Origin of the sequence: Paenibacillus sp. FSL R5-0887, from assembly GCF_038002305.1 — a bacterium.
Classification (GTDB): domain Bacteria; phylum Bacillota; class Bacilli; order Paenibacillales; family Paenibacillaceae; genus Paenibacillus_AQ; species Paenibacillus_AQ odorifer.
The window spans coordinates 2,791,285-2,816,732 of the sequence record NZ_JBBOCE010000002.1; the positions used below are offsets into that span (position 1 = coordinate 2,791,285).

The window sequence follows — 25,448 nt, forward strand, 5'->3', positions numbered from 1 at the left end:
GATTTTTACACAAACTTGAATTACGATTTAATTGCTTGTACCGTGGATATTTGCGAAGAAATACCAAGGGCGGCAAGTCTGGGGGAGTTAACAGGTGGAGAATTTGGAAGGCAGATTGACAAAGCTCGCCTTGAAGGGCGACCAAAGGGCATTTGCCGAGCTTGTGGAACTATATAAAGACAAAATATATCATTTAGCTTACAGGATGTTGAACAATCGCCATGAGGCGGAGGATATTGTTCAGGAGACCTTTTTGCGTGTGTATAGGAATTTGGATCGTTATGATGATAAACAGAAGTTCTCCACATGGATTTACCGGATTGGAACGAACCTCTGTATTGATAGATTGCGTAAACGAAAACCAACCTATTCGCTGGATGCTGAAATGAACGATCAGGAGGGCCTTGATGGCTATTCGTTGATTCCGAGCGACAATGTGACACCTGAGACCGAACTATTGCTCTCTGAGACGCAGGGGCTAATCTATGAAGCGATTGACAGTTTGCCTGTGAAATACAGGTCGGTGATGATTCTGAGATACCTGCAGGATCTGTCCCTTCAGGAGATTAGTGATGTCCTGGATATGCCCGTGACCACGATTAAGACGCGTGTACACCGAGGCCGTGAATTTTTGCGTAAAAAATTAGGCCCAAAAATGTAAAAATAGATTTTATTTATGAAACATCTTTTCGAGAGCGACGTATGTAAGTTAAGCAAGTCTTATGTGTCCTGACCCTTTGTCTTAGGATAATTAAATAGCACTCATGAAAGGATTGGCTCCTATGGAATGCAAACTGGCCGTCTCTATGATGCATGACTACTTGGATGACGACTTGCCCGAACAGCAGCAGAGGGAATTGAAGGAGCATCTTCTATCCTGTCCAGATTGCCGTGCAAAGTTTAAAGAATTGGAACAGACAGATATGTTGATGTTCTCCCTAATGCATCAGAATCCTGTAGCTTCAGATGATCTTGTGAGCCGGATAATGAGTTCATTGCCAAAGACTAAGAAAGAAAAAGCCTTTATTACCTGGATCAAGAGGCACCCTGCACTTACAGCGGCATCTCTATTCCTTGTCGTTATGCTGATGAGCACCGTAACTTTTTGGAGTCCAGACAGACAACTTGTAGTTAGAGGTGTTGATTTGGATCAAGTGGTCATCAAAGGGGATACTGTAATTGTACCTTCCGGCAAAATAATTACCGGGGACCTTACCATAGAGAACGGTAAAGCACAGGTATATGGAGAAGTGAACGGCAACGTGACAGTCATTGACGGATCTCTATATCAGGCTTCAACAGCTCATATTTCTGGGCAAGTCAAAAGCATAGACCAGGCAGTAAGCTGGTTCTGGTATAAAGTGACGAACATGTTCTCTGAAGTTGCCTACCGTTAATGCGGGCAGTGGTTACCTTGAGCAGGAATATTAATTAGCGCCTCTTTTTCCGGAAAGATGGCGCTTTTTTGTTTCCTTAAATTGGGTGGTTTCGGAAAGGATTGAGGGACTAAACTTGCAACTGAAGCCCGAACGTTATAACCTAGATATGATACAGAGCTAACAGACATTTTACATAAACCCAGCTAATTTGAAATGACGGGGGTTTTAGGCAATGAGTTATTTTACTGAGCTAACATGGAAAGATTCCATTAAAGATATAATTGATATCCTAATCGTCAGTTACATTATTTATAAAGTGCTTAATATGGTACGCGGGACGCGGGCGATTCAGCTTTTAAAAGGGATACTGGTTCTGGTCTTGATTTGGGCGGTAAGCACAATCTTGGACTTGTATACACTTAAATGGCTAATGAATCAAATGTTTACTTTCGGGGTCCTAGCTGTCTTTATCATTTTTCAGCCGGAACTACGAAGGGGACTGGAGCAGCTTGGACGGGGCAGATTTTTCGGACGAGCTGGAGAAAGTGACGAAGAGATCAGTAAGTTAATCGGCGAAGTGATTAAAGCCGTGAATTATTTATCTCGCAGAAAAATAGGGGCGTTAATCGTTTTTGAGCGGGAGACGGGGCTAAACGAATATACAGAGTCAGGTATACCCATGCGTTCCCTGGTCAGCTCCGAATTGCTTATTAACATCTTCATTCCCAATACACCTTTGCATGACGGAGCCCTTATTATGCAGGGAAATCAGATTGCTGCGGCTGCTTGTTACTTGCCTTTGTCCGAGAATCCTTTTATCAGCAAAGAACTGGGAACCCGGCATCGGGCTGCTATAGGAATAAGTGAGGTTGCAGACTCGGTGTCTGTCATTGTCTCGGAGGAGACAGGGCAGATTTCCCTTGCCATCAATGGCCAGATCGTTAGAGACATTAAGGAAGAATCCATGATATCGAAGCTCCATCAAGAGCTTAGTGTAAGTTCATCGCTGAAGGAGAAGGGTTCAACTTTCTGGAAACGGAAGGGGGACAAGAATCATGGATAAGTGGATGAATAATAACAATTTCAATAAGATTCTGGCCCTTGTGTTTGGGATCATTTTGTTTACGATGGTTCATGTCGATACTGCGCCTTCTGGACAGACAACAGTGGATATTAAAACAAAAACTATTGAGAATGTGAAGATTGAAGTGACCGGCCTTGACGAGGACAAATATGTCCTTGAACCCTTGGCTGTCGATAGTGTCAGTCTGGAGGTAGCGGGTAAAAATTCCGATATCTCCTTTCAGTTCTCGGATGACTATAAAGTGATGCTTGATCTGAGTAAGGTTGAACCTGGGGATACCACGTTGCCACTTTACTATAAATTACCCAAAGGTGTATCTCTGGTAAGAATGAATCCTAAAGAGGTTACTGTACATGTAGAACCGCGAAACACGAAGTCTTTTCCCATAACATTGGTTACAAAGGGAAAACCTGCAGCGGGCTATCAAATAGGCACGCCTGTCTTGCAGCCTACAGATACTGTAAAAGTGACACTTGCGGATAATGAACTAAGCAAGGTAGCCAAGATACAAGGGACTATTGAGCTTAACGGTGAGAACGAAACCTTTGTAGAAAAAAAGCTGAAGCTACACGCTTATGATAATAATGGAAATGAAATTAAAAATGCTGTAATTGAGCCTTCTACTGTATCTGTGGAATTGCCGATTACTTTACCTTTTAAGAGTGTGCCGCTGGAGATTGGCTTTACTGGGCAACTTCCAGATTCACTCGTATTATCCAAAGTGACCCCTGAGCAAGAAACGGTCGTAGTGTATGGACAAGCAGAGGCTTTAAAAGCTTTATCTGCTTATGAAGCTACAGTCGACCTTAGTGCAATAGATTCTGCGGGGACGAAACAAGTAAAGGTGGATCTGAAGGCACCGGCTGGAACGGAGAAAGTTATGCCAGAAGCTGTGAATGTTTCATTAACCATCTCAGAAATTGCTGAGCGGACCATTGAGGCGGTACCCATCAAGCTCCAAGGCGTGGGGGATGATTTGGAAGGAAGTATTGTTGATCCTTCAAGCAAGGAAATTGCGCTTACCTTAAAGGGTGCACCTGCTTTACTTGATCAACTAGATAAGAAAAATATAGGGGTTGTGGCTGATGTTAGCGGACTTTCAGCTGGAACTCACGAGGTTTCTTTGCGGGTATCATTACCCAAGTTCATCGCACTAGCCAATGCAGGGGTGCCACTTACTGTGACCGTGCAGCTGCTATCGCCTGCAGCACCAGTCCCTACGCCTCATCCAGATACGGGGGGTGTGACTACTCCTGAGCCGAGTTCTGAACCTGTTATAGGCGATGTGGAACCTACGGAGAAGCCCACGCATAGTGGAGAGGCTGGTGGAGCAACACCAACGCCTGTCCCGACGGATAGCAATCCGGAGAATAACGGCACAGCTAACACAAGTACGAATTCCGAGAATCCTGTAGGTACAGGCGGGACGTAATCTTTTGAGCCCAGAGGTACACCAAAATAGTATGCAATTCATATGATAGTACATTAAGCTAACGTAGCGTATTCAAAGGAGAAAAATAATGGGGAAGTATTTTGGAACTGACGGTGTGCGGGGAGTAGCAAACCGTGAATTGACTGCAGAAATGGCTTATAGTATTGGCCGTTGTGGAGGATATGTACTAGCGGGTAACTTGGATAAACCGAAGGTTGTTATCGGAATGGATACACGTATTTCCGGTCCTTTATTGGAATCCGCGCTGATAGCGGGCTTATTGTCTATTGGAGCCGATGTAATCCGTATAGGCGTAGTGAGTACCCCTGCTGTTGCTTATATTACGAGATTGTTAAAAGCAGACGCAGGCGTCATGATTTCAGCTTCTCACAATCCTGTAGAGGATAACGGCATTAAGTTCTTTGGTGGGGATGGCTTCAAGCTTACAGATGAAACTGAACTGCGCATTGAAGAGCTTATGGATGCTGAGGTAGATGAATTGCCACGTCCTATCGGTTCGGGTTTAGGTATGGTTACCGTAGATAATGATGCTAAGTATCTTTATCTGGAGTATTTGAAAACTACCATTTCTCAGGACTTTAAGGGAATCAAGGTTGTACTGGACTGTGCGCATGGCGCAGCGTATGAGCTTGCTCCAAGACTGTTCAGAGAGCTTGGCGCTGAGGTTATTTCTATCGGGGCTGAGCCAGATGGATTGAATATTAATGATGGATTTGGTTCGACACATCCAGAGACTTTGCGTGAAGAAGTCTTGCGTCATGGAGCCGATTTGGGACTTGCTTTTGACGGAGATGCTGACCGCCTGATCGCTATTGATAATAACGGTGATGAAGTCGATGGCGACTTTATCCTTTGTATTTGTGGTGATGCCATGAACCGTGCAGGTAAGCTGAAGGATAGCACGATTGTATCAACTGTTATGAGTAACATCGGATTCTATAAAGCTACCGAGAAATTATCCCTGAATACTGCTAAGACAGCTGTAGGGGATCGTTATGTTATGGAAGAAATGCGTCGTGGGGGCTTTAATCTAGGCGGAGAACAGTCTGGACATGTTATTTTCCTGGATTACAATACAACTGGTGATGGTATTCTTACAGCTATTCAGCTGGTAGATACGCTTAAGGCTACAGGCAAACAGCTTAGCGAAGTTAAGAGTATGATGACTAAATACCCGCAGGTGCTGGTTAATGTTCGTGTACAGGATAAGACTAATTACCCTAATAACCCGGCTATAGAAGCGGCTATCGCTGAAGTTGAAGGTAAGCTAGGTGACAATGGCCGTGTGCTTGTACGTCCGTCAGGTACGGAATCTCTAATCCGCGTTATGGCAGAGGGACCGGATAAGGCAGATTTAGATCTTTATGTGAATCAAATTGTGGAAGTAGTTCAACGCGAATTGGTATAATCCATTACCTTAACTATAAGGCTGGTGCAGTGAGCGAGAGCGATTCGGACTCGTTGCACCAGTGTTATTTTATTTTAGGATTGGATCGTTTGAACTGCTTTTGTAAAATTTAGGTTGATGCGCCATTGCCAAAGTACAACAAGGTGCATATAATAGATTAAGTGTCATTCTAGAAGGAAAGCGGGGATTGTGAGGTTAGCAATAGCAAGCGCCAGAGCTTGGTCTAGCGCGGGGGAGAAGGGAAAGCTGCTTACTTGTTATGTAGGCTATGGCTTGAACGGATCACGGCAGACGTAAGCTGACGAGGTGGAGGTGTTCGAAATGTTCGGCGGGGACCTCCCGGTGATGCACCAGAGCCGTAAATGGATACGGAAAATGAAAGGGCGACCTTTCACACAACGTTTTCATGGGTGCAACAAATTATATTATTCATGTGTGCGCGCATCAGAAGGAAACACGTTATTTCTGCCACGGCAGAGGAGAAGGCTGTGCATTTCATGAACATTAGAATGTAAGTGACAGTTTATTTTGTTGATCCTAAAATACAACAGAATATTTGCTTTTTCTCAAAAACATGCCGCACGGCACGTTTCTTTCCTTATGCCGCCACATTACGATAACTCGGACGGGGGAAATTATAATGTGTGGTATTGTAGGATATATTGGTAATCAGAATTCGCAGGGGATCTTGGTTGAGGGTTTGAAGAAATTGGAATATCGTGGATATGATTCCGCTGGTATTGCTGTATTCACCCAAGAAGGACTGCAAGTAGTGAAAGCTCAAGGCCGTTTGGCGAATCTGCAGTCGAAGCTCGAAGACAGCCCGCTGGCAGGTAGCGCAGGTATCGGACACACACGCTGGGCGACTCACGGTAAACCATCCGATGAGAATTCACATCCACATACGGATAACAGCATGAAGTTCTCGGTAGTTCACAACGGTATTGTCGAAAACTATCTGGATCTGAAAGAAGAGCTGATCGCTGGCGGATGCCACTTTGTCTCTGAAACCGATACAGAAGTTATTTCACATCTGATTGCTCGCGAATATGACGGAGATATCGTGAAGGCTGTACAAAAAGCGATTACGTTCATGCGCGGTGCGTTTGCATTAGGCGTCCTGACTGAATATGAACCAGATAAACTGGTGGCTGTGCGTCAAGCTAGCCCGCTCATTATCGGTCTTGGCGAAGGAGAAAACTTTATCGGGTCAGATATTCCGGCACTGCTTGAATATACCCGTAACGTATATATTTTGAACGACGGCGAAATGGCTGTGCTGACAAGAGATGCTGTCGAATTGATGACGATTGAAGGCAATTTTATTTCTCGGGAAATGATTACTGTCGATTGGGATGCAGTTACCGCAGAAAAAGGCGGCTACGAGCATTTCATGCTGAAAGAAATACACGAGCAACCTAAGGCTTACCGCGACACCATGCGTGGTCGTATCAATGCCGAAGGTAACAAGGTTGTATTGCCTGAACTGAACATGACTGAAGAACAAATCAAGAACATTCGTAACATTCAAGTCGTTGCTTGCGGAACGGCATACAACGCTGGTGTGGTAGGACGTACTATGATCGAATCTTTGGTTCGTATTCCGGTTGAGAATGATATCGCTTCGGAATATCGTTACCGTTCACCAATCGTGACTCCAGAAACTTTGGTTATCGTAGTCAGCCAATCCGGTGAGACTGCAGATACTTTGGCAGCTCTGCGTGAAGCACAAGCTAACGGGGCACATGTATTGGCGATCACTAACGTTGTGGGCAGTTCTATCGCTCGCGAAGCAAATGATGTGTTTGTAACCTTGGCAGGTCCAGAAATTGCAGTAGCTTCGACCAAAGCTTACACTTCACAATTGATCGCATTTGGATTGTTTGCTCTTTACTTGGCTGAAGTTCGTGGTACACAAACCGAAGCACAAGTTACTAAGATTCTTGCAGCTATGCAATCTCTACCAGAGCAAGTAGAAGAGATCCTAGCTCAAAAAGAAGCGATCAAAGGTTATGCTGAACAAATTTCTGAGCACAAAAACTTGTTCTTCATCGGCCGTGGCGTAGACTACGCTGTTGCTCAAGAAGGATCCTTGAAGCTGAAAGAAATTTCTTATATTCACTCCGAAGCTTATGCTGCAGGTGAATTGAAACACGGTACATTGGCTCTGATCGAAGAAGGCGTTCCAGTTATTGCCCTGGCAACTCAGGAAGCTGTACTTGAGAAGACCGTCAGCAACATCAAAGAAGTGAAAGCTCGGGGCGCAGATGTGCTGGCAATCACGCACCAAGAGCATTTAACTGACCTGCTTAGATCAGTTGATCAAGTGTTCGTGATTCCTAAAACACTTCCAATGCTGACAGCAGCTTTGTCCGTAGTGCCTCTGCAATTATTGTCCTATTATGCTTCTCTTGCGCTGGGTCATGATGTGGATAAACCACGTAACTTGGCGAAGAGTGTTACTGTGGAGTAGGTTTGGTGATGTAAAAGTACAGTTGTTTGTCTGGTGACATTAAAGTTGGTGAACAGACATTAATGAAAGTGTTCAGACAATAATGTCAGTACCTTTACAAAATAGTTGGTCTTAGAAGTTGAATAGGCCCATTAAATATCATAAAAAAGTCCCGATGATGTCTTACATCATCGGGCTTTTTTATGATAGGTTAATTAATGAAACTTTATCCTATTTCAAAATTCACTTATGTATAAACCGTCAAATGAAAATAAAGTTCTATGTTGAAGCAGCAAACAAAGTTGTAGACTGAGAAAATAAAGTATTGGACTGACGACACTTCATTAAGCTAACGGGCAGGATAGTTCAATCACTTCGCGAATAATTTAATTGTAGAATATTCACGAAATTCGTAAATAATACGTTATGCGGGGAACCTCGGAATACCTGTGAAAATTAATTAGGGGTCTAACTGTTCGTATAATTATTAGTTCTTTGAAATACGCTGAACATAAATACACACAATAAATTTGGAGTTGAAAATTATGTCAGAAATTAATGTTGCTTATACAAATGAATATCAGGAGCATAAGAAAAAGTTCGAATATATTTTTAATAAAAAGTTTATGTCCAAAGATATCAATGAAAGACTGTTGCCGGATGGGAAGCATATACTTAAGACATATTATTACTATGATGATAGCCACCAAGTATCAGAATACAATGTAAGAGCTTCAAAAACTGACGTGTTGGACCTAAGGGGAAATATAATAACAGAGTTAAAGAATATAGACTACCATGTTGATTTTTTTTCAATGGTTGAACATTCCAACGGTAAGAATTATCTGTTGTTTTCGACTGAGCTATATGGCTATAGTGTTTTAGATTTGTCTGATTTAAGTACACATCATTTCATCCCAGCCGAGAGTTTTAAGGAACATAAAGAAACATTTATTTGGACGAGTGTTTTATACTGTGCTCAAAATAATATTCTGGCAGTTGATGGATGCTATTGGGCTTGCCCTTCAAGTACATTCTTTTTCGACTTTTCCCAACCGACAAAAATTCCACTTAAAGAAATATATAATTCCTATGATATGGACGGCGAGGTAAATATAGATACCGATGTAATACCTTTACGTTGGAATAATGATGGAACGATAGTCTTAAAATGTTGTATGGATGAAGAAGGCGTGAAAGAAGTTGAAAAAACAATAGATGTATTATCACGCAAAAAATAAGCAGTTCATGTTTTATTTTGATAGTAACCAGGAAACAAAATATGCGTGAAACACGTGCAACTGATAGTAAAGTTTGGGGATTAATATCTGCAATAACCCACGCTAGTATGTAGCGTTGTGCTTGCAAATCCTGATAAGTTTTATGATGTCGCTTTAATTTTATTCAAAACAATAGAATTCTTTCATTTGGACACTTTCAGGTGCACAAATGAATTTCAAGCAAAATCGCTATATTCAATAGGATATGGAATGGATAAAATTAAAGATATTTTATACACAGATGAAAGATTGAAAACTTGCGAGGATAAACATAGAAACTCAAATTTAGAATCACTGTTTTTAAATTATCAGCTTTTTGGCGTAAAAGGTTTTACAGAGGAACAAAATACTGAATTCATCAAAAAATTGTATGGGATAATTGACCAACACAAATCAAACACCTTAGCAAGTAAATCTTACGGAATTTTGATGGCAAGAATGGACAGACGAAATTTAGAACCAAAAGTATCACAACATGACGACGACCATTTACAAATAGAATTTAGTCCCATAGAGCTTTCTGATGAACTTAAAAAGGAAAGTGAAGAAGCCTTAAATCAATACCAAGATGTTTTTAAATATTCTTCGCTAAGAGTGTGGGCAGATTTTTTGGCTGGTGCAAGAAATCAAACTAAAACCACAAAACAAGAGGAATATGACAACAATCCTCTTTTAGCATTATCCGAGACAAAACAACTTGTTGAAGAATTGAAAGAGGGACGAGACGGAATGGGTATGTTTGAATATTCCATACCTGCGTTTTCGTGTTCTAAATTATTACGTGAGCACAGTGACAAACTATCAAAAGAAGATAAGGCTTTTTGCAAAGAAATAGTTCTTGCAACAATATCTAATCTTTTTGCAGATGATTACGGTTATCAAATAAGTGACGGAGTTGAAGCAGCTGTCCATGCAATTCCAGCATTAGTAATTGAAAATCCAGAAGAAACAGAAGATTATGTTTCGATAATGGTTTTGGCACTTTTAGATGAAACACCAATTGGGCATTACAAGAGAATATGTGACTACGTTATTGAATCAATTCACAAATCAAATTTATGGGAACGGGATTCAAAAGTTGCACAATCAATTTTGTTTGGTTATATAAAATTCAAACCTATTTATAAAAATATCATTGCTGAAATAAGGAAAGAAAAAGGTTGGGGACAAATTTCTAAAAGTTCAATTTTTGAAAGGTTAGGCAAGATAGATGACGATTTCACTTTTGAAAATATATCATTTGATATAAATGATATTGCCTCACTTGATATTCATGACTTGGAAATAGTTCTTCAATTAATTCCTTCGGAGACGAAAGATAAAATACACTTAGACATTTATACGAAATCGTTGCCTTCATTAGCTTCACAGTTATTAAAAGACAGAAGAAGTTACAAAGATGATTCGGGGGACAACTCTAACATATACTTGTTACGCAATCATATTTTCAAAAAATTTGCTTATTTCATTTTACAAAGAGAAAAAAGTGAAATTGATGTGTTTCTAAAACCATTTGTTGATTCGTTTTCTTCAACAGAAGAAACGGCTTCAATTATTGAAGAATTAGTATTGGCGGAAGATAACCTAAACCGTCATGAACAATTTTGGCATATTTGGGATAACCTGTATCCTAAAATAAAAGAACTATGTTCAAATCCACGTGGCTATCATTTAACAGAAATCATAATAAATTACTAATTCGCATGGCGTTGGTGGCGTGAAGGAATTGAAGAGTGGCATAGCTTAAAGAAGGAAAATTTGACTCTCTATACTAGCGCTTCTAAAGAAATTGGAAATATTCCATCTGTATTGTATTCTATTGTCAAAATTTCGAATTCAATCGGAAGCAATTTTAAAGATGAAGGTATTGAGTGGCTTCATACAATTGTATCGAATAACAAGTTTTTAAACCTTGATGATTTAGAATCAAATACCTTATACTATTTGGAAATGTTTTTGAGAAAATATATTTTCATTAATAGACAAAAAATTAAAGAAGAAATAAGATTGAAAAACAAGATTATTCCGATTCTTGATTTCATGATTGAACGAGGTTCTATACATGGATATTTATTAAGAGAAAGTATCTTATGATGTAAAAAGGAAACACCTACTGCCAACAAGAGTTTGCAATATTTCAAAACATTATGCAACCACGGAAAAGTAAAATTGGTAGTTGCAAATAAGTATTAGGAACCAACTCTAATGTAAAAATCAGACACAAACTTTAATGTCATCAAGTATTTTATGTGTTTTTCTTAGACACCAACTATATTGTGAAATTAATTAGAGGTAAAATAAGAAAATCACTTAATTTTACTGGTTTTTTCAGACACCAACTATAATGTCACTGAACATTGACTAATTACATTAATGTGTCGTTCTGAACATTAAAGTATTGTTTTGAGTAACAAAATTGCAATAAAGTTGTGTTTTGAAAAGCTTAAGAAAAAAATGAGTGTGGAACAGCAACACTGACATCTAGAGCCGTCCTGAAAATACAGGGCGGCTTTATCTTTTTTTTATATGGGGGAAGATGATCTCACAAGGCCGACTTAGTGAAATTGAGCAGGGAAAGACTAAACCCTCTGCCGAAACTCTAAAAGAATTAAGGAAAGAAATTAATGTTGATTTAAACTGGTTATTCGACGAGGATATTTAATTTTGTTAATATGTTGATGGTGTGCTACCCGCGTACGTTCTTTAATAGGTAATTGGAAATGGAATATAATGAGGAGGACGCAGCCCAAGCGAAGGCGCGGGAGCGTTCTTTTTATTAAACTAACGGGAGGATATCCCTCAATTCAATGTTTTAAGTACGGCAGCATAACGAAATAGTAGTTCATTAGCGTTCGAACCAAAACAGTGAGATACAGACAACTGAAAGCACGGATGAGTCGGAACGAAACTATCATACGGACGAAGATCCTGTCGGGCAGCATATCTGACCTCCACCTCATGGACAGGTTGAATGAAGGAATGTGGGGGCGTGGACTGTGAGACTTGGGAGGGTTGACCTCCATGAGGAATGTGGAGATCCATAAGTGCAACCATACTTTTCCTAGGTAACCACTTTCTTCAGACTGTAGTTAAGGAGATGTTCTTTTGCGCTTTTCCTCGTCCCAACATTTTCTTCGATTTCAACTTGATTCCACCATGAAGTCGTCTGCACTGAACGAATAAAATCAGAAACCTAAGATAATACGAGCATTCAAGAGAAAAGTGATTCCTCATAGAGGGAGAATAGTTTAACAAAGGACAGGATACCGAAGCACCTGCTCTTCAATAATTTCACCATACTTCGGCTACTCTTTGTAAGTGGATTGATCTGTGTCCATGTAGACTACACATTAAAAGACTTATTAGAACATAATATTACATAGATGAGAATTGGAGATTATTGCGTAAGGAAATTAATATTATAGTAAACTGATGTTCACATGCACTTTAAAAGGTAGTATAATAAAATAAGGAAAATAATACATTTTATAGTTTAATATTTCCCTTTACGGACCTTATCCATTCGTTCAACATTTAAGTGAATATAATATTTTAAAGTAGGAAATAATTTATTGGTATAGAAAGGGCGGGATAATATGTTTAAAAAAATATATTTAATAGCCTTTGCAGTGACTATTATTTCAGGAGTGGCATTAATATCAAATTCAAAAGCAGACACCTATCCAGAAATGGAAACCGTAAATAAGACAGTTGAAAATCCTGTTAACACTAATTTTTCAACAAATAACGTAAAATCCGTAGAATCCGTAGAATCAGTAAAAAACGTAGAATCCGTAGAATCAAAAATCGCAAAAGGGTATTATAGTCAACTATATACACCTCATGGCATGTTCTTGCGAGCAGATAAACAAAGTATCTTTAAGGAATCGGAGATAGCAAGAAATTTAGATCAAATCGGGCCTAATACGAATCAACTAATTTTTGAAGGCGAGTTTTTTTTAAAAGTAGATGAATCAACATTTCTTAAATCGTATCCCAATTCGTTGATCTTAAATGAAACCTTAAATGAAACAGATGATAACCCGATTAGACTGACGATGCTTCATTAAGCTAACTGGCAGGATAGTTTAAATATACGGTATTATTTTAATTATATCGATAGTAGTACCTTTTATCTGCATCGGATACATTCAGTTCCAAAGGATGGTTCAAAACAGTCAAACAAAATCATGAAGGTACAAGCCGCTATAATGCGGCTTATACCTTATTTTGATGGAATTCACGATGAAGCTTAAATTTGGCCTTCGGGTACATCATAAGATAATCGATTTACGGTCGGATTAACAACTTTATCAAGGTGCTTTTCCATTACAAGAGGGAGGGATATTGTATCGGTCATAGGCCGATGGAATAGTCGAAGAGGTAGGACCAGAAGTTTCAAAAGTGAAACAGGGGTTATCCCTTTTAATATTGTATCTGACTTCATACGAGCTAATATTTAACTACTGGCTACTCAGAAAATTGTAAAGTAATATCGCCGTTATTTGTATAAGTAGATAATTTTTTTGAACCATTCTCTTTATTGGCAGGCAAATTGCTATCTCCTTTCTTTACCTTGCTTAAGATCGCGAAATCATCATATGACCCTAGAATTGAACCGCTAATATTTCCGTTTTTTGTTTCAAGGGTTATAGCCGTCCCTACATTCAATTTGTCCAGTTGGATATTTCCGTTATTTATGTTTACTTCCACTGTCCCTAAAAACACGATTGTTGGTAATACAATACTTTCATTTGATGTTTTTAAAGTCAAATTTTTTAAAGTTGCATCAGGTATCGATACCTGAATAGTTCTGGTTACTTGCGAACCTTTTCCTCCGATATAGTCGTTCCATTCCTTATTACTGTCACTTACCATTGACAGTTCTTTATCGTCAGATAGATCAATCTTGTAAAAATCTTTCTCACTTTCATAGTAAACAATATGAATTTGTTCATCTTTAGATTGGAGGATAGTTACTTTTTTGTCCTTTACATCAATTGTTAAGGTATCAATCTTTTGGGCAGGGATGATGTAATTTTTTTCCTCCATGGAAGTGGAGTGGGAGGAGCATCCTGCCAATGCTATCAATAGTGTCACCAATATGCCTATAGTAGTTAGTAATTTTTTTGCAGTACTTTTCATTATAAAATGCTCCTTTGTTAAATCATTTTTCTTTTTAATATAGCCAGTCCTACGAATACCAATCCTAAGCTGCTCTGCAAAAAAAATTGCGATATGCAACAAAGTATTAGAGTTGAACATAATGATCTTGAAAAGTCTACCCAAATATGTTGCAAGAGTTGGATCGGATCATTTTTGTATTTCGTTGCGTTTATCAGTCGCATATGTTTTAATCATCATAAACTTTTGTGTTACAAAAAGGTCAAGAGGGTAGATATGAACAACTATTTTACAATTAAGCAAGCAGCAGAAATCGTAGAGATGACCAGTGAGACCTTGCGGCACTATGATCGTATTGGATTAGTCAAGCCATGCCATAAAGATGAATTGTCGGGATATCGATACTATTCCGAGCAGGAGCTCGTAAAGCTGCAAACCATTGAACTGCTCAAAGCAATGGATCTTACTTTAATGGATATTAAAGATATATTGCAGCAGAATGATCTCTCTAAAGTAATTGAATTTCTAAAACAGGCAGAAAAAAGAGCAGACGATAAAATTGCTCGTCTGCAGTATGCAAAATCGAAAATTAAACGTGCCTATCTACATTATGAAAATAAGTTCCACAACGGTTATAGTCAAAGTGAAAATTACTTTGTCAGAAACATAGAGGAAAGGGTAATTATGCTTTCGAATAAAATGGAAAGCCCCACACTTAAGAATTTATGGGACTATCACAGACATTTCTATCAACAAATTGAGACTTCTCTGCATTCACAATTTCTATTTGAAGATATGGCGGGAATGTTCACGACTGAAGGAATAACACGGTTATTTGCTGTTTGCTTAAAATATCCGTCTTTAGAGGGGTTGACTGTGCTACCAGAAGGGGACTATCTGTGTGCAAACTGTACCGAAGAGAATAAGAATGCTGTATTACAAAATTTACTTGAAAGGGCAAAGACGGAATACGATGTGTGTCCAGATTTTGTTCTTCATAACATTACTGTGACTGGAATATTGCAGTGGGATTATCAGATACAACTGTTCATTAAGAAACGCACATGTTAGATTAAATACAAAGGAAAAGGTTTAGGAAGAGAAAATCGTTTGATTAAAAGTCGCTAATTTAGCGGCTTTTTTTTTGATTAAGCAATCACGTTTCTTGCCCCAGGCTGAGGACAAGAACGTTATACTTCGCCGATTAGCTAAATAGATAACATTTAACTATAGTTCAATGTTATCTATTTAGCTAACTGGCAGATTAACGCTATAAGCCTCTTAGGAATAGTATGATTAAGTGAAAAAAGTATTCTAATGAATTCTCTAATGTGAATAAATACAAATTCCACTGCAGTTAATCCATTTTCTATACATATTTTTAATAGTATATTGAGGTAAATAAAGTGATTTTTTCACTTTGATAAATCCGAAATTGCTTTGTCGGTATTATTTTATGGCTTCGTAAGGATTGCAAAACCATCGAAATATGGGAGTTTAAAACAGATGTGTGCCGTAGTTAGTTTTATGAAAGGAAGGTATAGGGGTGAGTATTTATTACGCTTCAAGCAAAGAGGATATCACTAAGGATGCACTCCAAGAGTTATTTCTTTCGGTAGAATGGGAGTCTGGCAAGTATCCAAACGAGCTTTTACAAGCAATCGGAGGGTCTCATTCAATTGTTACCGCTTGGGAAGGAGGAAAGCTTGTCGGTTTAATAAATGCTTTGTCAGATGGTGTTTTAACGGTATATTTTCATTATATGCTTATTAATCCGAGTTATCAGAGTATAGGTATAGGTAAGGAAATGATGAATATAATGCTTGATAGATATAAAGGGTGTAAAACAAAGGTATTAATTTCTTATCCGCATGCAGTGGATTTTTATAATAAGTTTGGCTTTAATACAGAGGATGGAGCTACACCAATGTTTATCTCAGAGTTGATATGATTAAAATAACGGATCACGATAGTTTAATCGCAACAAGAAGGCAGCCGATCAGAGGATCAGCTGCCGTTTTTATTGAAGTAGAGGGGCAGGATAACTCAGTAATTTCGCGAATACTCAAAAGATGGAATTATCACAAAGTTCCCGAATAAGACGTTATAAGAAATCGGCGAGAAACTATAAGGAGCAGAAAACATGAAATGCCCTCACTGTAACAACGAATTAAGTGAACTTCCTTTATGTTACGGAAGTGAAGCACCATATTATTTTTACACTGTACCAGAAGAGAATAGAACAGAATTAATTAGAGATTTTTGTGTAATTGATGAACAGCATTTCTTTATTAGAGGCCATATTGAAATACCAATAATCGATAGCAAAGAGAAATTTATATGGAGTGTGTGGGTTTCTCTTAGTGAAGAAAACTTTCTGAAGTCTAATGAATTATTGCACGTAGAAGGAAGGGAGACGGAAGAACCTTATTTTGGTTGGTTATCGACTGAACTTTCAATATATCCAATAACTACATTATCGTTAAAGACAATGGTGCATACACAAGAGGTTGGTGCTGTTCCGTTAATAGAATTAGAACCAACGAATCATCCACTTGCAGTTGAACAAAGAGAAGGAATTACAATGGAGAGAGTTAAAGAAATTGCTCATTTAATAAATCATAGTCAGTAAGAGAAAAATTTGAATCTATAGTCGAAGAAGCTGCCGACAGCTTATTAAATCATATCTACGCCAACAGACACCCCTGCAAGGCTAAACTCGGTGCGTAATGTCGTTTAAGCTAACAGGAGACTTTTGTTCAATGAAACAGAGACAGTCTTAATATTTTATTTTCTGCTGACAATGACACTTTTTTATCCAAAAGGCAAACTTTCGGAGGGTATATTCTTGAGGCAGACTAAGCTAACTGAAGTGTTTTTTTATAAGTTGTCGCCCGTGAAACACTCAACGTCACCCGTACTCCTATTAGGGAGTTAACGAGTGGCGTTTTTTCATGCCCGATTCTACAGATGTAGTATCAACAAGGCGTGCCCTAAATCATTACACCTATAAAGATCACGGGTTAAATTGCAATCAACTTCAGCTGATGGAAAGTTAGCTTTACATGTATAATCCAATATGTTATTCTTACGGAAAGTTAACTTTCCATAATTGCTTCAGGAGGTAAGATATTGAAAAACAGGCTTGAAGAGATTAGAAAAGAAAAGGGCATTAAACAAGAAGAACTAGCGGATAAATTGGAAGTATCCAGGCAAACGATTGGTTCACTTGAAAATGGCCGGTATAACCCATCCATCATTCTTGCATTTAAGATTGCGCGATTTTTTGAAATGAGTATTGAAGATATTTTCATTTACGAGGAGGAGCTGGGTAATGAAAACGGCAAGTAAATGGGTGCTCTTAACAATTGCAGGTGCTATTATGGTTTATATGGGTGGATTTATTTTAACTGACGAGAAGCTAAAAGGAATTTCCGGTTTGCTCATTGGTGTGGGTTCAGTCCTTGCAGTGCTTGGAGTAGGAAATATGGTGTATTCGTTATGGCTTAATAAGCCCCAGAACAAAATAAAGAATGATGAGAAAGTTAGAATGAGTAAAATTGAGGCTAATGATGAACGGAAAATAAGAATAAGAGAAAAAGCGGGTTGGAAAACTAATATTGTTAACTTTTACATCCTAATGGCTCTAACTGTTGTATTTAGTTTAATGGGAGTAGATCAAACTGTAGTCACTGTGTTATGTGGTGTTTTTGTTTTTCAAATCTCCTTAGGAATTTTCCTGTTTAATTATTATGCTAAGAGAATGTAATTGGAATGACGTAACATCAATTAGACCATTCGAAAATATTTTATTAGGAGAGAATGACATGGAAGTATTTTCAGAATATTTAGCGCAAATTGATAACCCGCAACATCGGGAAAGAATGGAAGAAGTTTTGGCTTGGGTAGCTGGAAAATTTACTGATTTAAAGCCAAAAGTTGCGTGGAATCAGCCTATGTTTACCGATCACGAGACTTTTATTATTGGTTTTAGTGTATCCAAACATCATTTGGCGGTTGCCCCTGAAATTGCAGGAATTAATCGTTTTTCTGATGAAATAGTGCAGGCAGGTTATGATCACACCAAGCAGTTGTTACGCATCCGGTGGGAAAGTCCCGTTGATTTCTCATTACTTAAAAAAATGATCGAGTTTAATATTTTGGATAAGGCAGACTGTTCAACTTTTTGGCGGAAATAAAATGTATTATTTAGCGTTCAATTCATTTTAAGCAAATTTATATGTGGAAGCACCGGAGGACAAGTCACTTTTAATATGTGATTTGTCTTTTTTATTTGAATTCTCAGCACGAAATATTCAATATTTTGGAAGGTGGACGGAATGTTGGAAGCGAATTTATACACGTTAGTTCAACCTGCTGAATGATGAAAAATGGAAGTGAGACAAATGGCTGCTTCCATTCAAAGAGTCTTTTTTAATAAATATGACACAGTCGGACAAGAGGGAATATTGTTGATGGAAGATCTGACCCCGACACATAACAATTTAGCGGACTGGGAAGTGCCTATTGATTCTGATAAATTATATCCAGATATCAAAATACAACATGCATCCATGGTAATCTAAATGTTGTCAATTTATTATATCCGATGTTCAGCAGTTCAAGGCCGTGCATCATTGATCTTGAAGCAGTGAAGGTTGGGCTTTGTACTGAGGATATCGTTATGTTATTTATCCACGATTTGTTTCACGGCAGTGAGGAGACTACACGTATTTTTGATCTGTATTTTCATTCAATTAACAATAAAATCAGGAGCGCATACACGTACACACAATTTGTGGAGGACGTTAGATTATCGATTATGGAAGGAATCTTTTTTCCAATAAAGTTATTTGTCCATGATGGAATTAAGGATGAGGAGCTTATATGGAAGTCGATAAATGTTTATAAGGATTTAGTTAGGTTTGATTGAAAGACCACTAACAAGTTGTAAGTCAACAAGCCATTATTTAGTTACATTGTATAAGCTGAAGTGGAATAATTGGGATATAACTGTATTAGGTATTGAGATAAGAAGTATTATATACAACAAAAAGTACGTACTTCAAAAAATTCGCTAAAATTCTCGTTTGTACATTCTGCAGCTGTTGTTAGAATGCCATGAACAGTGGCTTAAATGAACTCTACATTTCTACTTTTGTCGCCATTCGTTAACTGGCGTGTATTCCCAGGTTGATTCAGCTGATAACTTCATCACGCTCAATCGTAATCTCATATTAAATTAATGCTGGTGTTTTCTATCGATGATAAAGTGATTCATTTATTTATAAGGAATTTAAGATTAGGAAGTATTCTAAATGTGTTTGTTTGAATTATTATGGGTACTAAACTATAATTTAGAGGTCTAGGAATCTTTCGACAATCGCGGACTCTTGATCAATAGGAGGTGTAATATGAAATTCTTTAGAGATTCTTCAAAGTGGATAAGTATTATTGGCCTAATTCTAGTGTGGATTAGTGTGTCATATATTTTTGGATTTATTACTTATATATCGTTATTCGTTTTACTTTTACTTATCCAAGTAATTCTCATTTCTTCTTCTAATATTCAAATTAAAAAGAATCAGAGACGTGTAATCGTTATAGGTGGACTAGTAGTGTTAATTGGTATTGTAAGTTTTATCATCGCCTTTTTTATTGAAGTACCTATTTGGTATAAGATATTTCTATTAATTGCTCAAGGAGCGTTTGCTTATGCGGAAATTAAAATGTTAATTGAAGCAAGAACATCAAAAAATAGACTGACTAAATAATAGTAATCTGCAAATAAAAATGAGAGGCGATCCCCAATTTGGGTCGCCTCTCATTTTTATATATCAATGTACTTACGCTACTGCTGTATATTCTGTAGTTGTGTAATACGTCCAGTAGGACATGGTTGGATTTACAATAAGTTTTTGCCAAGTAGTAACTGTAACTTTAATTCTAGTGAAATTTTTATAGTCATTTAAGAGGGTATTAAGAATTTCTTTCAACTGATTAGCGGGTGTATAGCTATCAACCTGTTGAATAAGTTGACCAACTGTAATTAGTGTTGCTGCGGCAACAAGAGCACCTGCAATAAAGGGTGGAAGCTTAGCTTTTATAGCGTTAGTAGCTAGCCCGATTCCTACTGAAGTAACAGCGAGACCGAGACCGGTATAACTACTCCCAACGTGAGAGTTAATCATATCTACAAGCTGGGTCTTAGAAATATAATTGGTTTCCGTAGCACGAACTTCCGGACTTCCAACACCTGCCATTACTTGCTGATTTCTTGCTTCTGCCCGTTCTATATTTAGTAATTCTTCCAGCGATGATTCTTTGATAAATTGATTGTTTTCGTTCATTTTAACTCCTCCAAAAAGTTTATTGAAAGAATGGGGGATGTAAGTTCACAAGAAGAATCCCCTTCTTCTAGGAACAAACATTCTTTTCAAAGATTAATATATCATATAGCGTAACGTAACGCAATATTTAATTAATAAAAATATCCAATTATGAAAAAACAGACTTTTCATTCATGAGGAAACTTTTCTTTACTAAGGTTTAAGAACATAAAAATAAAGTGTATTGTCACGATACGTTATATCTTTTTATAATATTTTTTTGTGTTACTATAAATATTATTAAATCCTATCTCTATAAATATTTCTGATTAGGAAGGCTTATCTCACTTAATTATCAAAATTCCAAAAATCATTGTAATGATTTGATGAGTATTAATTAAATTTTAAAGGATATAACAAATGAAAAAGTGAAGAATATGGTAGGACGTAACAAATCGCTATATAATGATCAAAATAAATAAGGAGGTTAACCATGAAATATACCATAAATCTATTTGGTTATAACGTTGATTGTCAATTAACCGTGGGAAATGAAGGATTGCATATTAACATTCTTGAAGATGATCAGCGGGCTTTGAAGCAATATCTAATTCGAGTGTTGCCTAAGTATGGGAGAGAGGTTTCTAGCGCTTCTTCATTACAAACACTGCTGGAGCTTGCCTTAGATGCGGAAAAAACGCTAGAGGGCCGTATGGCCGAGCCTAAATTAAAGCTACCTTATGAGTTTCAACCCGAAATCAAGGAAAAACTAATCGAGGCTGCTTCCTTGCAAGAAATGTCTGCTACTCAACTATTGATTCGTATTATTGAAAAAAAATATCAAGAAATTATTGGATAGGAGAGATACAAAAATGGCCTATGGTAATAAGGTGAAATTTCATTATGATGTACCAGCTTACATTAAACAACAGTTGGCAGAAGCGGCTAAACAGATGGGAATGACAGCAACAGAACTACTATCAAGATCAATAGAAGAAGAGTATGAACGTATTAAGAAAGAAAAAAATTCATCGTCTACAAATTCGATAGTTGGGAAATAAACTGGCCAAAAGTCACTATCTGTTCTAAAGGCATACTTTGATAGGTGTAATCAATTCCGATTCTATCACAGAAAAAAAAGTGTCCTATTTTATAGGATTCTTTTAGACTACTCTCAATTAAATAAATGTAGATATTTGGAGTCGTATCTTCAATCTTACAAGAAAATTCAGATGTTGAGCTTGCATTCATAATTCTTATGATATGCTCGTGAACATGCGCAGGAATTAGTGGTTCAAGGAAAGTAAACGGGAACTGTTGACGTAAGTTCTCATAAATTAGCATAAGATACTAAACCCCTTTCTAGTTTATTATATGTAATCATAACCAGTTTGTTCATTATAACAAACATACGTTCGTATGTTAAGGGAGCAAATAGCTAATATTTTAGAAAATGAATCCCGACAACATATATCAAATACTTAGCAGATTCATTAATGCTGAAGGAAGTGGCCCTCGTTGTTTTTTCTTCAGATGTCTGGATACCCCGGATCAGGGAAGTCTTCATTAGCCAGAGTAATAGCGCAGCATACTTCTGCTGTTATTCTTGATCACGACATTGTAAAGTCTTCTCTTATGGAATCACTTGGAGCAAACATTGGGTTCAAGGAAGTTGGAAAAATTTCGTATGACATTGAATGGGCTTTGATAGATTTCCACTTATCTCAAGGTCATAATGTTATACTCGATAGCCCTTGTTTATACTCTGAAATGATAGAGAGAGGATTGAATCTGACCCGGAAATATAATGTGGAATATAAATATGTAGAATGTCTATTAAATGACTATGATGAGCTCAATAATAGACTGCGAAATAGAAAAAGAATGATTAGCCAGATTGAAAGAGTGCCTTCTGAAGAGACATTGCTAAAAACTATTGAAAATGCTAAAAAGCCATCTAATGTCAGAATACATATTGTTAATACAAAGGAACCGATTGAATCCTATATTAAAAGTGTCATTGAATACTTAAATACTTAGCCTAAATTTTGAGGAGGGGAACAGATGGATTTTGAGAAAGCAGCCCATTTCATTTGGACACATGGCAGATTATTAGAAAGAAGGGTTTTTGAATATATTTTCCACGGTGGATCAATGAGCAATGTTATGACTTCACTAACAGCCTACCAAAACGAAGATGGTGGGTTTGGAAATGCAATAGAGCCGGATTTACGGGTACCCGGTAGTCAGCCACTTTTCATGGAATTTGCACTACGTTTTTTATATGACTGTAACATAAAAGACGAAGAACTTTCTCAAAAAGCATGTGATTATATTTCAAAGCATGCTGATTTAAAAAAAGGGATTCCAACAATATTTCCTTCATCAGCAAACTATCCAAGAGCAGAACATTGGAGTAACCCTCTTTCTACAGAGCCATCATTTAGCAGACTTACTGGTCTTGTCGGGCTTCTTAAGTGGCAAGGGATAGAACATTCCTGGCTTGATAAAGCGACAGAAATTTGTTTGGAAGATATTCACGCACAAGCATATGACGATGCGCATACAATTTTGACTGCATTTTATTTATTGGAAAGCCTACCTCAATCGGATTATATCAAAGGATTATTTCAAAAATTATCTAAGGAGCTTATTACTGCCAACTTCTTTTGTATGGATGCCGCATCCCACAGTTATGGACTCTCTCCTCTAGAATTTTCGCCATCACCCACTTCTTACTGTAGCAGCATATTTTCTGATGAAACCATTCTTGATCACTTAAAAGTATTAGAACACCAACAGGAGGATGATGGAGGATGGCAGATAACATGGGAGCCTCCCGGTGAAACAGCGAGGTTGGAATGGAGAGCCTATAAGACGCTAAAGAGTTTGATGATACTAAATTCATACAATAAGATTAATCTATGAGACTATTAAGGAGATAATAAACACTCCAAGGAGAGGAACCTATGAACAAATTAAGGGCAATCATAGTTCCGTTATTCTTAATCTTTTTATTGGGATGTAGTAAGGAGCAAATTAGCGATAATTCAAAAAAAGAATATAGCAAAGCTGAACAATTTATTACCGATATGGGCTATCTGATCATTAGTAATGAAGGAATTGTTTCTGAATATTTATTAGATAAAAAACTGCTGACGGAAATGCCATACATACAATATTGGAGTGTTCAAAGTGTTGATCCAATCGATTATATAGGCAAGGAAATAACTACAAGTAAGTTCATCGTTAAAAACCACCCCTTAGATAATGAGAAGGATAATACAAAAAAACAAACCCTGATTTTTCTGCTAGAAGCAGACGATCAAGTGATAGGAGGCTATAGTTTTCCTGATTTCGATGAATTACATATGGGCTGGGTTTACACCATTGATGGAAAAACACTCGAAGAATTGACCGGAGAAGCTTTCCCGAAATGGTCTAAGGAGTGGAATTTAAGATATAAATAATGGCTGGGGAGTATTTATAAAGGAGCAGATATGAAAAAACTAATCCTAGTACTTGTAGCTGTGGTTATTATTTCGAATGCGATATGGAGTTATTTATATTTCAATAAAGAGGTCGAAACAAATTTAAACACTGGTGTTCAAGTATATACGCTTATGGGTACAGGGGATACATGGGATGTTTTAGATTACAAAATAATAATTTCATCTAGCAAAATTTTACGGGGACATGGGAAGTTAGTGTTCAAGGGAGACCCAAGCGCTTTAGTGAATAGTAGCTATTATAAGTATGAAGTTAATGAAAAAAACAATAATAATAAGGATGAAACAGTTCTTGTAAATGAAGCTAGGTCAACGGATGGACCCGTTTCAATATTAAGTAACACTGATATCGGGTCTATAACTGGTCCATATTTATATGACGAATTAAATAAAAATAGACAAAATTATGAAAACACCACTTTATCTATTACATGGAATGATAATGAAGGGGAGCTTCATTCCGAAACAATAAGTTTAGATATTGAGAGTGAAATTTCTCTTAAGGATGATCTTTAAGAGTGATAAATCCAAGAGACTAAGATTGAATCTCTACGGACTGAAGGAAGATCCTCTACGCCCCAAAAGCCTGCCGGTACTTCACAGGAGACATGCCTTCAAACCTTCTGAACACTTTAATGAAATAGCTGGACTGGGCAAAACCGGACTGAGTCGCAACCTGAGCAATGGAGAGTCCTGTGGAAACCAGTAAAAGCTTGGCTTTAGCCAGCCGACAATCGGTTAAATAACGGTTTGGAGTTTTACCCATAACCACCCGGAACAGCCTTAGAAAATGATAGCTGCTGTAACCGGTCAATCTTGCCATCGATTCAAGAGACCAAGGGCTGGCACATTCGACATGAATGATATCTGCAGCACTGCGGATGGACTGCCTAACCTCGTGCGGTACTGAGCCGTGAAGCGGCTCGGAGTTCTGCAGCAAGTTTACTAGAAGCTCATACAGCAGAGCAGATAGTCTTGGCTCGCTACGGGTCACGTAGGAAGCACTCAGTAGGTACATTTCCTCGAATAGCTCGTCCAGCTTAGCATCCAAATCAAAAGTGAACAGGTATGCACGAGACTGGTCCACTTCTTCTAATAAGGGAAGGACAATTTCAGTGTTAAAATGAACCCAGCGGACATCCCAAGGCTCGCCTGGGTCAGAGCCGTATTGCTGATAAGCCCCTTTAGGGTACAGAAAACCTCGTCCTCTACTCATCGGAATACGTTCGCCCTCATGGAATACATAACCCTCCCCATCAAAGATCAAATGCAGGTTATAACTCCCCAGAAAACCTTCGCTTCTTCTCTCTGTATGTTGTGGAAAGTGAGTGTAATGTCCCAAAAATTCAGGATAACAGACATATTTCGAAAAAGCCGGTGTCGGCAAATACCATTGTTTCTTCATGTTTGGCAGCACCCGTTTCTGTAGC

General features: G+C 37.8%; 27 protein-coding genes. 24 read left to right on the plus strand and 3 right to left on the minus strand.

What is annotated here, in order from left to right:
• The first annotated feature begins 94 nt into the window (after positions 1 to 94).
• From sigW to MKY14_RS30290, 10 genes are all read left to right on the plus strand, one after another.
• Complete coding sequence (gene sigW / locus MKY14_RS30250) at positions 95 to 661, plus strand: RNA polymerase sigma factor SigW (protein ID WP_036681288.1); 567 nt, start codon at positions 95 to 97, stop codon at positions 659 to 661.
• A gap of 121 nt (positions 662 to 782) precedes the next feature.
• A complete protein-coding gene (locus MKY14_RS30255; RefSeq protein WP_036681404.1) occupies positions 783 to 1,397 on the plus strand; it encodes a zf-HC2 domain-containing protein in 615 nt (204 codons plus the stop codon).
• Between the two features lie 214 nt (positions 1,398 to 1,611).
• Positions 1,612 to 2,442 (plus strand): diadenylate cyclase CdaA, encoded by an 831-nt coding sequence (gene cdaA, locus MKY14_RS30260; RefSeq protein WP_036681290.1) that lies wholly within the window; start codon positions 1,612 to 1,614, stop codon positions 2,440 to 2,442.
• Entirely contained in the window at positions 2,435 to 3,895 is a 1,461-nt protein-coding gene (locus MKY14_RS30265; RefSeq protein WP_081388384.1) for a CdaR family protein, read from the plus strand. Before cdaA ends, MKY14_RS30265 begins: the two co-directional genes overlap by 8 nt.
• Positions 3,896 to 3,983: 88 nt before the next feature.
• A complete protein-coding gene (glmM, locus tag MKY14_RS30270) occupies positions 3,984 to 5,324 on the plus strand; it encodes a phosphoglucosamine mutase (protein ID WP_076208470.1) in 1,341 nt (446 codons plus the stop codon).
• Between the two features lie 640 nt (positions 5,325 to 5,964).
• Positions 5,965 to 7,797, plus strand: a complete 1,833-nt coding sequence (gene glmS / locus MKY14_RS30275; protein WP_076309009.1) for a glutamine--fructose-6-phosphate transaminase (isomerizing) — start codon at positions 5,965 to 5,967, stop codon at positions 7,795 to 7,797.
• A gap of 524 nt (positions 7,798 to 8,321) precedes the next feature.
• Positions 8,322 to 9,017 carry a hypothetical protein gene (locus tag MKY14_RS30280; RefSeq protein ID WP_076303161.1) on the plus strand — a complete coding sequence of 232 codons (696 nt, stop codon included), beginning with the start codon at positions 8,322 to 8,324 and terminating at the stop codon, positions 9,015 to 9,017.
• A 249-nt stretch (positions 9,018 to 9,266) separates the two neighbouring features.
• Positions 9,267 to 10,754: a hypothetical protein gene (locus tag MKY14_RS30285; RefSeq protein WP_218642822.1), complete on the plus strand. Its 1,488-nt coding sequence runs from the start codon at positions 9,267 to 9,269 to the stop codon at positions 10,752 to 10,754.
• An 838-nt stretch (positions 10,755 to 11,592) separates the two neighbouring features.
• Positions 11,593 to 11,718, plus strand: a complete 126-nt coding sequence (locus tag MKY14_RS30910; protein WP_081383471.1) for a helix-turn-helix domain-containing protein — start codon at positions 11,593 to 11,595, stop codon at positions 11,716 to 11,718.
• Between the two features lie 934 nt (positions 11,719 to 12,652).
• Entirely contained in the window at positions 12,653 to 13,126 is a 474-nt protein-coding gene (locus tag MKY14_RS30290; RefSeq protein ID WP_076282704.1) for a hypothetical protein, read from the plus strand.
• 400 nt (positions 13,127 to 13,526) lie between these two features.
• On the opposite strand, the gene MKY14_RS30295 is transcribed toward MKY14_RS30290, so the two are convergent.
• On the minus strand, positions 13,527 to 14,201 hold the full coding sequence (locus MKY14_RS30295; RefSeq protein WP_340978028.1) for a DUF4097 family beta strand repeat-containing protein: 675 nt from the start codon (positions 14,199 to 14,201) through the stop codon (positions 13,527 to 13,529).
• 255 nt (positions 14,202 to 14,456) lie between these two features.
• On the opposite strand from MKY14_RS30295, the gene MKY14_RS30300 reads away from it, so the two are divergent.
• From MKY14_RS30300 to MKY14_RS30335, 8 genes are all read left to right on the plus strand, one after another.
• Positions 14,457 to 15,251 (plus strand): MerR family transcriptional regulator, encoded by a 795-nt coding sequence (locus MKY14_RS30300; RefSeq protein WP_076303164.1) that lies wholly within the window; start codon positions 14,457 to 14,459, stop codon positions 15,249 to 15,251.
• A 475-nt stretch (positions 15,252 to 15,726) separates the two neighbouring features.
• Positions 15,727 to 16,131, plus strand: coding sequence for a GNAT family N-acetyltransferase (locus MKY14_RS30305; protein WP_038573410.1), 405 nt, complete (start codon positions 15,727 to 15,729; stop codon positions 16,129 to 16,131).
• Positions 16,132 to 16,323: 192 nt separating this feature from the next.
• The gene (locus MKY14_RS30310; RefSeq protein WP_340978030.1) at positions 16,324 to 16,812 is read left to right on the plus strand and encodes a DUF2199 domain-containing protein; all 489 of its coding nucleotides are present in this window, start codon (positions 16,324 to 16,326) and stop codon (positions 16,810 to 16,812) included.
• 500 nt (positions 16,813 to 17,312) lie between these two features.
• Positions 17,313 to 17,531: a helix-turn-helix transcriptional regulator gene (locus MKY14_RS30315; protein ID WP_036681352.1), complete on the plus strand. Its 219-nt coding sequence runs from the start codon at positions 17,313 to 17,315 to the stop codon at positions 17,529 to 17,531.
• A complete protein-coding gene (locus tag MKY14_RS30320; protein WP_076129794.1) occupies positions 17,515 to 17,949 on the plus strand; it encodes a hypothetical protein in 435 nt (144 codons plus the stop codon). Before MKY14_RS30315 ends, MKY14_RS30320 begins: the two co-directional genes overlap by 17 nt.
• A gap of 58 nt (positions 17,950 to 18,007) precedes the next feature.
• Positions 18,008 to 18,379: an iron chaperone gene (locus tag MKY14_RS30325; protein WP_076309004.1), complete on the plus strand. Its 372-nt coding sequence runs from the start codon at positions 18,008 to 18,010 to the stop codon at positions 18,377 to 18,379.
• Between the two features lie 192 nt (positions 18,380 to 18,571).
• The gene (locus MKY14_RS30330; protein ID WP_179086848.1) at positions 18,572 to 18,766 is read left to right on the plus strand and encodes a hypothetical protein; all 195 of its coding nucleotides are present in this window, start codon (positions 18,572 to 18,574) and stop codon (positions 18,764 to 18,766) included.
• A gap of 828 nt (positions 18,767 to 19,594) precedes the next feature.
• Positions 19,595 to 19,954, plus strand: coding sequence for a hypothetical protein (locus MKY14_RS30335; RefSeq protein ID WP_076282697.1), 360 nt, complete (start codon positions 19,595 to 19,597; stop codon positions 19,952 to 19,954).
• Between the two features lie 72 nt (positions 19,955 to 20,026).
• Here the strand turns inward: MKY14_RS30335 and MKY14_RS30340 are convergent, their stop codons facing one another.
• On the minus strand, positions 20,027 to 20,530 hold the full coding sequence (locus tag MKY14_RS30340) for a hypothetical protein (protein ID WP_076220913.1): 504 nt from the start codon (positions 20,528 to 20,530) through the stop codon (positions 20,027 to 20,029).
• Positions 20,531 to 21,002: 472 nt separating this feature from the next.
• Between MKY14_RS30340 and MKY14_RS30345 the strand changes: the two genes are divergently transcribed.
• The 6 genes from MKY14_RS30345 to MKY14_RS30370 all read left to right on the plus strand — a co-directional run bounded on the left by MKY14_RS30345 (position 21,003) and on the right by MKY14_RS30370 (position 24,534).
• Complete coding sequence (locus tag MKY14_RS30345; protein ID WP_076277820.1) at positions 21,003 to 21,368, plus strand: hypothetical protein; 366 nt, start codon at positions 21,003 to 21,005, stop codon at positions 21,366 to 21,368.
• Between the two features lie 13 nt (positions 21,369 to 21,381).
• The gene (locus tag MKY14_RS30350; RefSeq protein ID WP_076219833.1) at positions 21,382 to 21,570 is read left to right on the plus strand and encodes a hypothetical protein; all 189 of its coding nucleotides are present in this window, start codon (positions 21,382 to 21,384) and stop codon (positions 21,568 to 21,570) included.
• A gap of 457 nt (positions 21,571 to 22,027) precedes the next feature.
• The gene (locus tag MKY14_RS30355) at positions 22,028 to 22,549 is read left to right on the plus strand and encodes an AAA family ATPase (protein WP_076186542.1); all 522 of its coding nucleotides are present in this window, start codon (positions 22,028 to 22,030) and stop codon (positions 22,547 to 22,549) included.
• Between the two features lie 24 nt (positions 22,550 to 22,573).
• Positions 22,574 to 23,437 (plus strand): hypothetical protein, encoded by an 864-nt coding sequence (locus tag MKY14_RS30360; protein ID WP_339188593.1) that lies wholly within the window; start codon positions 22,574 to 22,576, stop codon positions 23,435 to 23,437.
• Between the two features lie 41 nt (positions 23,438 to 23,478).
• The gene (locus MKY14_RS30365; protein WP_339188590.1) at positions 23,479 to 23,979 is read left to right on the plus strand and encodes a hypothetical protein; all 501 of its coding nucleotides are present in this window, start codon (positions 23,479 to 23,481) and stop codon (positions 23,977 to 23,979) included.
• A gap of 30 nt (positions 23,980 to 24,009) precedes the next feature.
• Entirely contained in the window at positions 24,010 to 24,534 is a 525-nt protein-coding gene (locus tag MKY14_RS30370; protein WP_076308999.1) for a hypothetical protein, read from the plus strand.
• A gap of 55 nt (positions 24,535 to 24,589) precedes the next feature.
• Here MKY14_RS30370 and MKY14_RS30375 read toward each other — a convergent pair whose 3' ends face one another.
• Positions 24,590 to 25,423: a helix-turn-helix transcriptional regulator gene (locus tag MKY14_RS30375; protein WP_076308998.1), complete on the minus strand. Its 834-nt coding sequence runs from the start codon at positions 25,421 to 25,423 to the stop codon at positions 24,590 to 24,592.
• Between the last annotated feature and the right edge of the window lie 25 nt (positions 25,424 to 25,448).

What these genes read in the sequence shown, in the direction of transcription:
- MKY14_RS30255 (WP_036681404.1), top strand. Translation starts at nt 783, where the DNA reads ATGGAATGCAAACTGGCCGTCTCTATGATGCATGACTACTTGGATGAC.
- cdaA (WP_036681290.1), top strand. Translation starts at nt 1,612, where the DNA reads ATGAGTTATTTTACTGAGCTAACATGGAAAGATTCCATTAAAGATATA.
- MKY14_RS30265 (WP_081388384.1), top strand. Translation starts at nt 2,435, where the DNA reads ATGGATAAGTGGATGAATAATAACAATTTCAATAAGATTCTGGCCCTT.
- glmM (WP_076208470.1), top strand. Translation starts at nt 3,984, where the DNA reads ATGGGGAAGTATTTTGGAACTGACGGTGTGCGGGGAGTAGCAAACCGT.
- glmS (WP_076309009.1), top strand. Translation starts at nt 5,965, where the DNA reads ATGTGTGGTATTGTAGGATATATTGGTAATCAGAATTCGCAGGGGATC.
- MKY14_RS30280 (WP_076303161.1), top strand. Translation starts at nt 8,322, where the DNA reads ATGTCAGAAATTAATGTTGCTTATACAAATGAATATCAGGAGCATAAG.
- MKY14_RS30285 (WP_218642822.1), top strand. Translation starts at nt 9,267, where the DNA reads ATGGATAAAATTAAAGATATTTTATACACAGATGAAAGATTGAAAACT.
- MKY14_RS30910 (WP_081383471.1), top strand. Translation starts at nt 11,593, where the DNA reads ATGATCTCACAAGGCCGACTTAGTGAAATTGAGCAGGGAAAGACTAAA.
- MKY14_RS30290 (WP_076282704.1), top strand. Translation starts at nt 12,653, where the DNA reads ATGTTTAAAAAAATATATTTAATAGCCTTTGCAGTGACTATTATTTCA.
- MKY14_RS30295 (WP_340978028.1), bottom strand. Translation starts at nt 14,201, where the DNA reads ATGAAAAGTACTGCAAAAAAATTACTAACTACTATAGGCATATTGGTG.
- MKY14_RS30300 (WP_076303164.1), top strand. Translation starts at nt 14,457, where the DNA reads ATGAACAACTATTTTACAATTAAGCAAGCAGCAGAAATCGTAGAGATG.
- MKY14_RS30310 (WP_340978030.1), top strand. Translation starts at nt 16,324, where the DNA reads ATGAAATGCCCTCACTGTAACAACGAATTAAGTGAACTTCCTTTATGT.
- MKY14_RS30320 (WP_076129794.1), top strand. Translation starts at nt 17,515, where the DNA reads ATGAAAACGGCAAGTAAATGGGTGCTCTTAACAATTGCAGGTGCTATT.
- MKY14_RS30325 (WP_076309004.1), top strand. Translation starts at nt 18,008, where the DNA reads ATGGAAGTATTTTCAGAATATTTAGCGCAAATTGATAACCCGCAACAT.
- MKY14_RS30330 (WP_179086848.1), top strand. Translation starts at nt 18,572, where the DNA reads ATGGAAGTGAGACAAATGGCTGCTTCCATTCAAAGAGTCTTTTTTAAT.
- MKY14_RS30335 (WP_076282697.1), top strand. Translation starts at nt 19,595, where the DNA reads ATGAAATTCTTTAGAGATTCTTCAAAGTGGATAAGTATTATTGGCCTA.
- MKY14_RS30340 (WP_076220913.1), bottom strand. Translation starts at nt 20,530, where the DNA reads ATGAACGAAAACAATCAATTTATCAAAGAATCATCGCTGGAAGAATTA.
- MKY14_RS30345 (WP_076277820.1), top strand. Translation starts at nt 21,003, where the DNA reads ATGAAATATACCATAAATCTATTTGGTTATAACGTTGATTGTCAATTA.
- MKY14_RS30350 (WP_076219833.1), top strand. Translation starts at nt 21,382, where the DNA reads ATGGCCTATGGTAATAAGGTGAAATTTCATTATGATGTACCAGCTTAC.
- MKY14_RS30360 (WP_339188593.1), top strand. Translation starts at nt 22,574, where the DNA reads ATGGATTTTGAGAAAGCAGCCCATTTCATTTGGACACATGGCAGATTA.
- MKY14_RS30365 (WP_339188590.1), top strand. Translation starts at nt 23,479, where the DNA reads ATGAACAAATTAAGGGCAATCATAGTTCCGTTATTCTTAATCTTTTTA.
- MKY14_RS30370 (WP_076308999.1), top strand. Translation starts at nt 24,010, where the DNA reads ATGAAAAAACTAATCCTAGTACTTGTAGCTGTGGTTATTATTTCGAAT.
- MKY14_RS30375 (WP_076308998.1), bottom strand. Translation starts at nt 25,423, where the DNA reads ATGAAGAAACAATGGTATTTGCCGACACCGGCTTTTTCGAAATATGTC.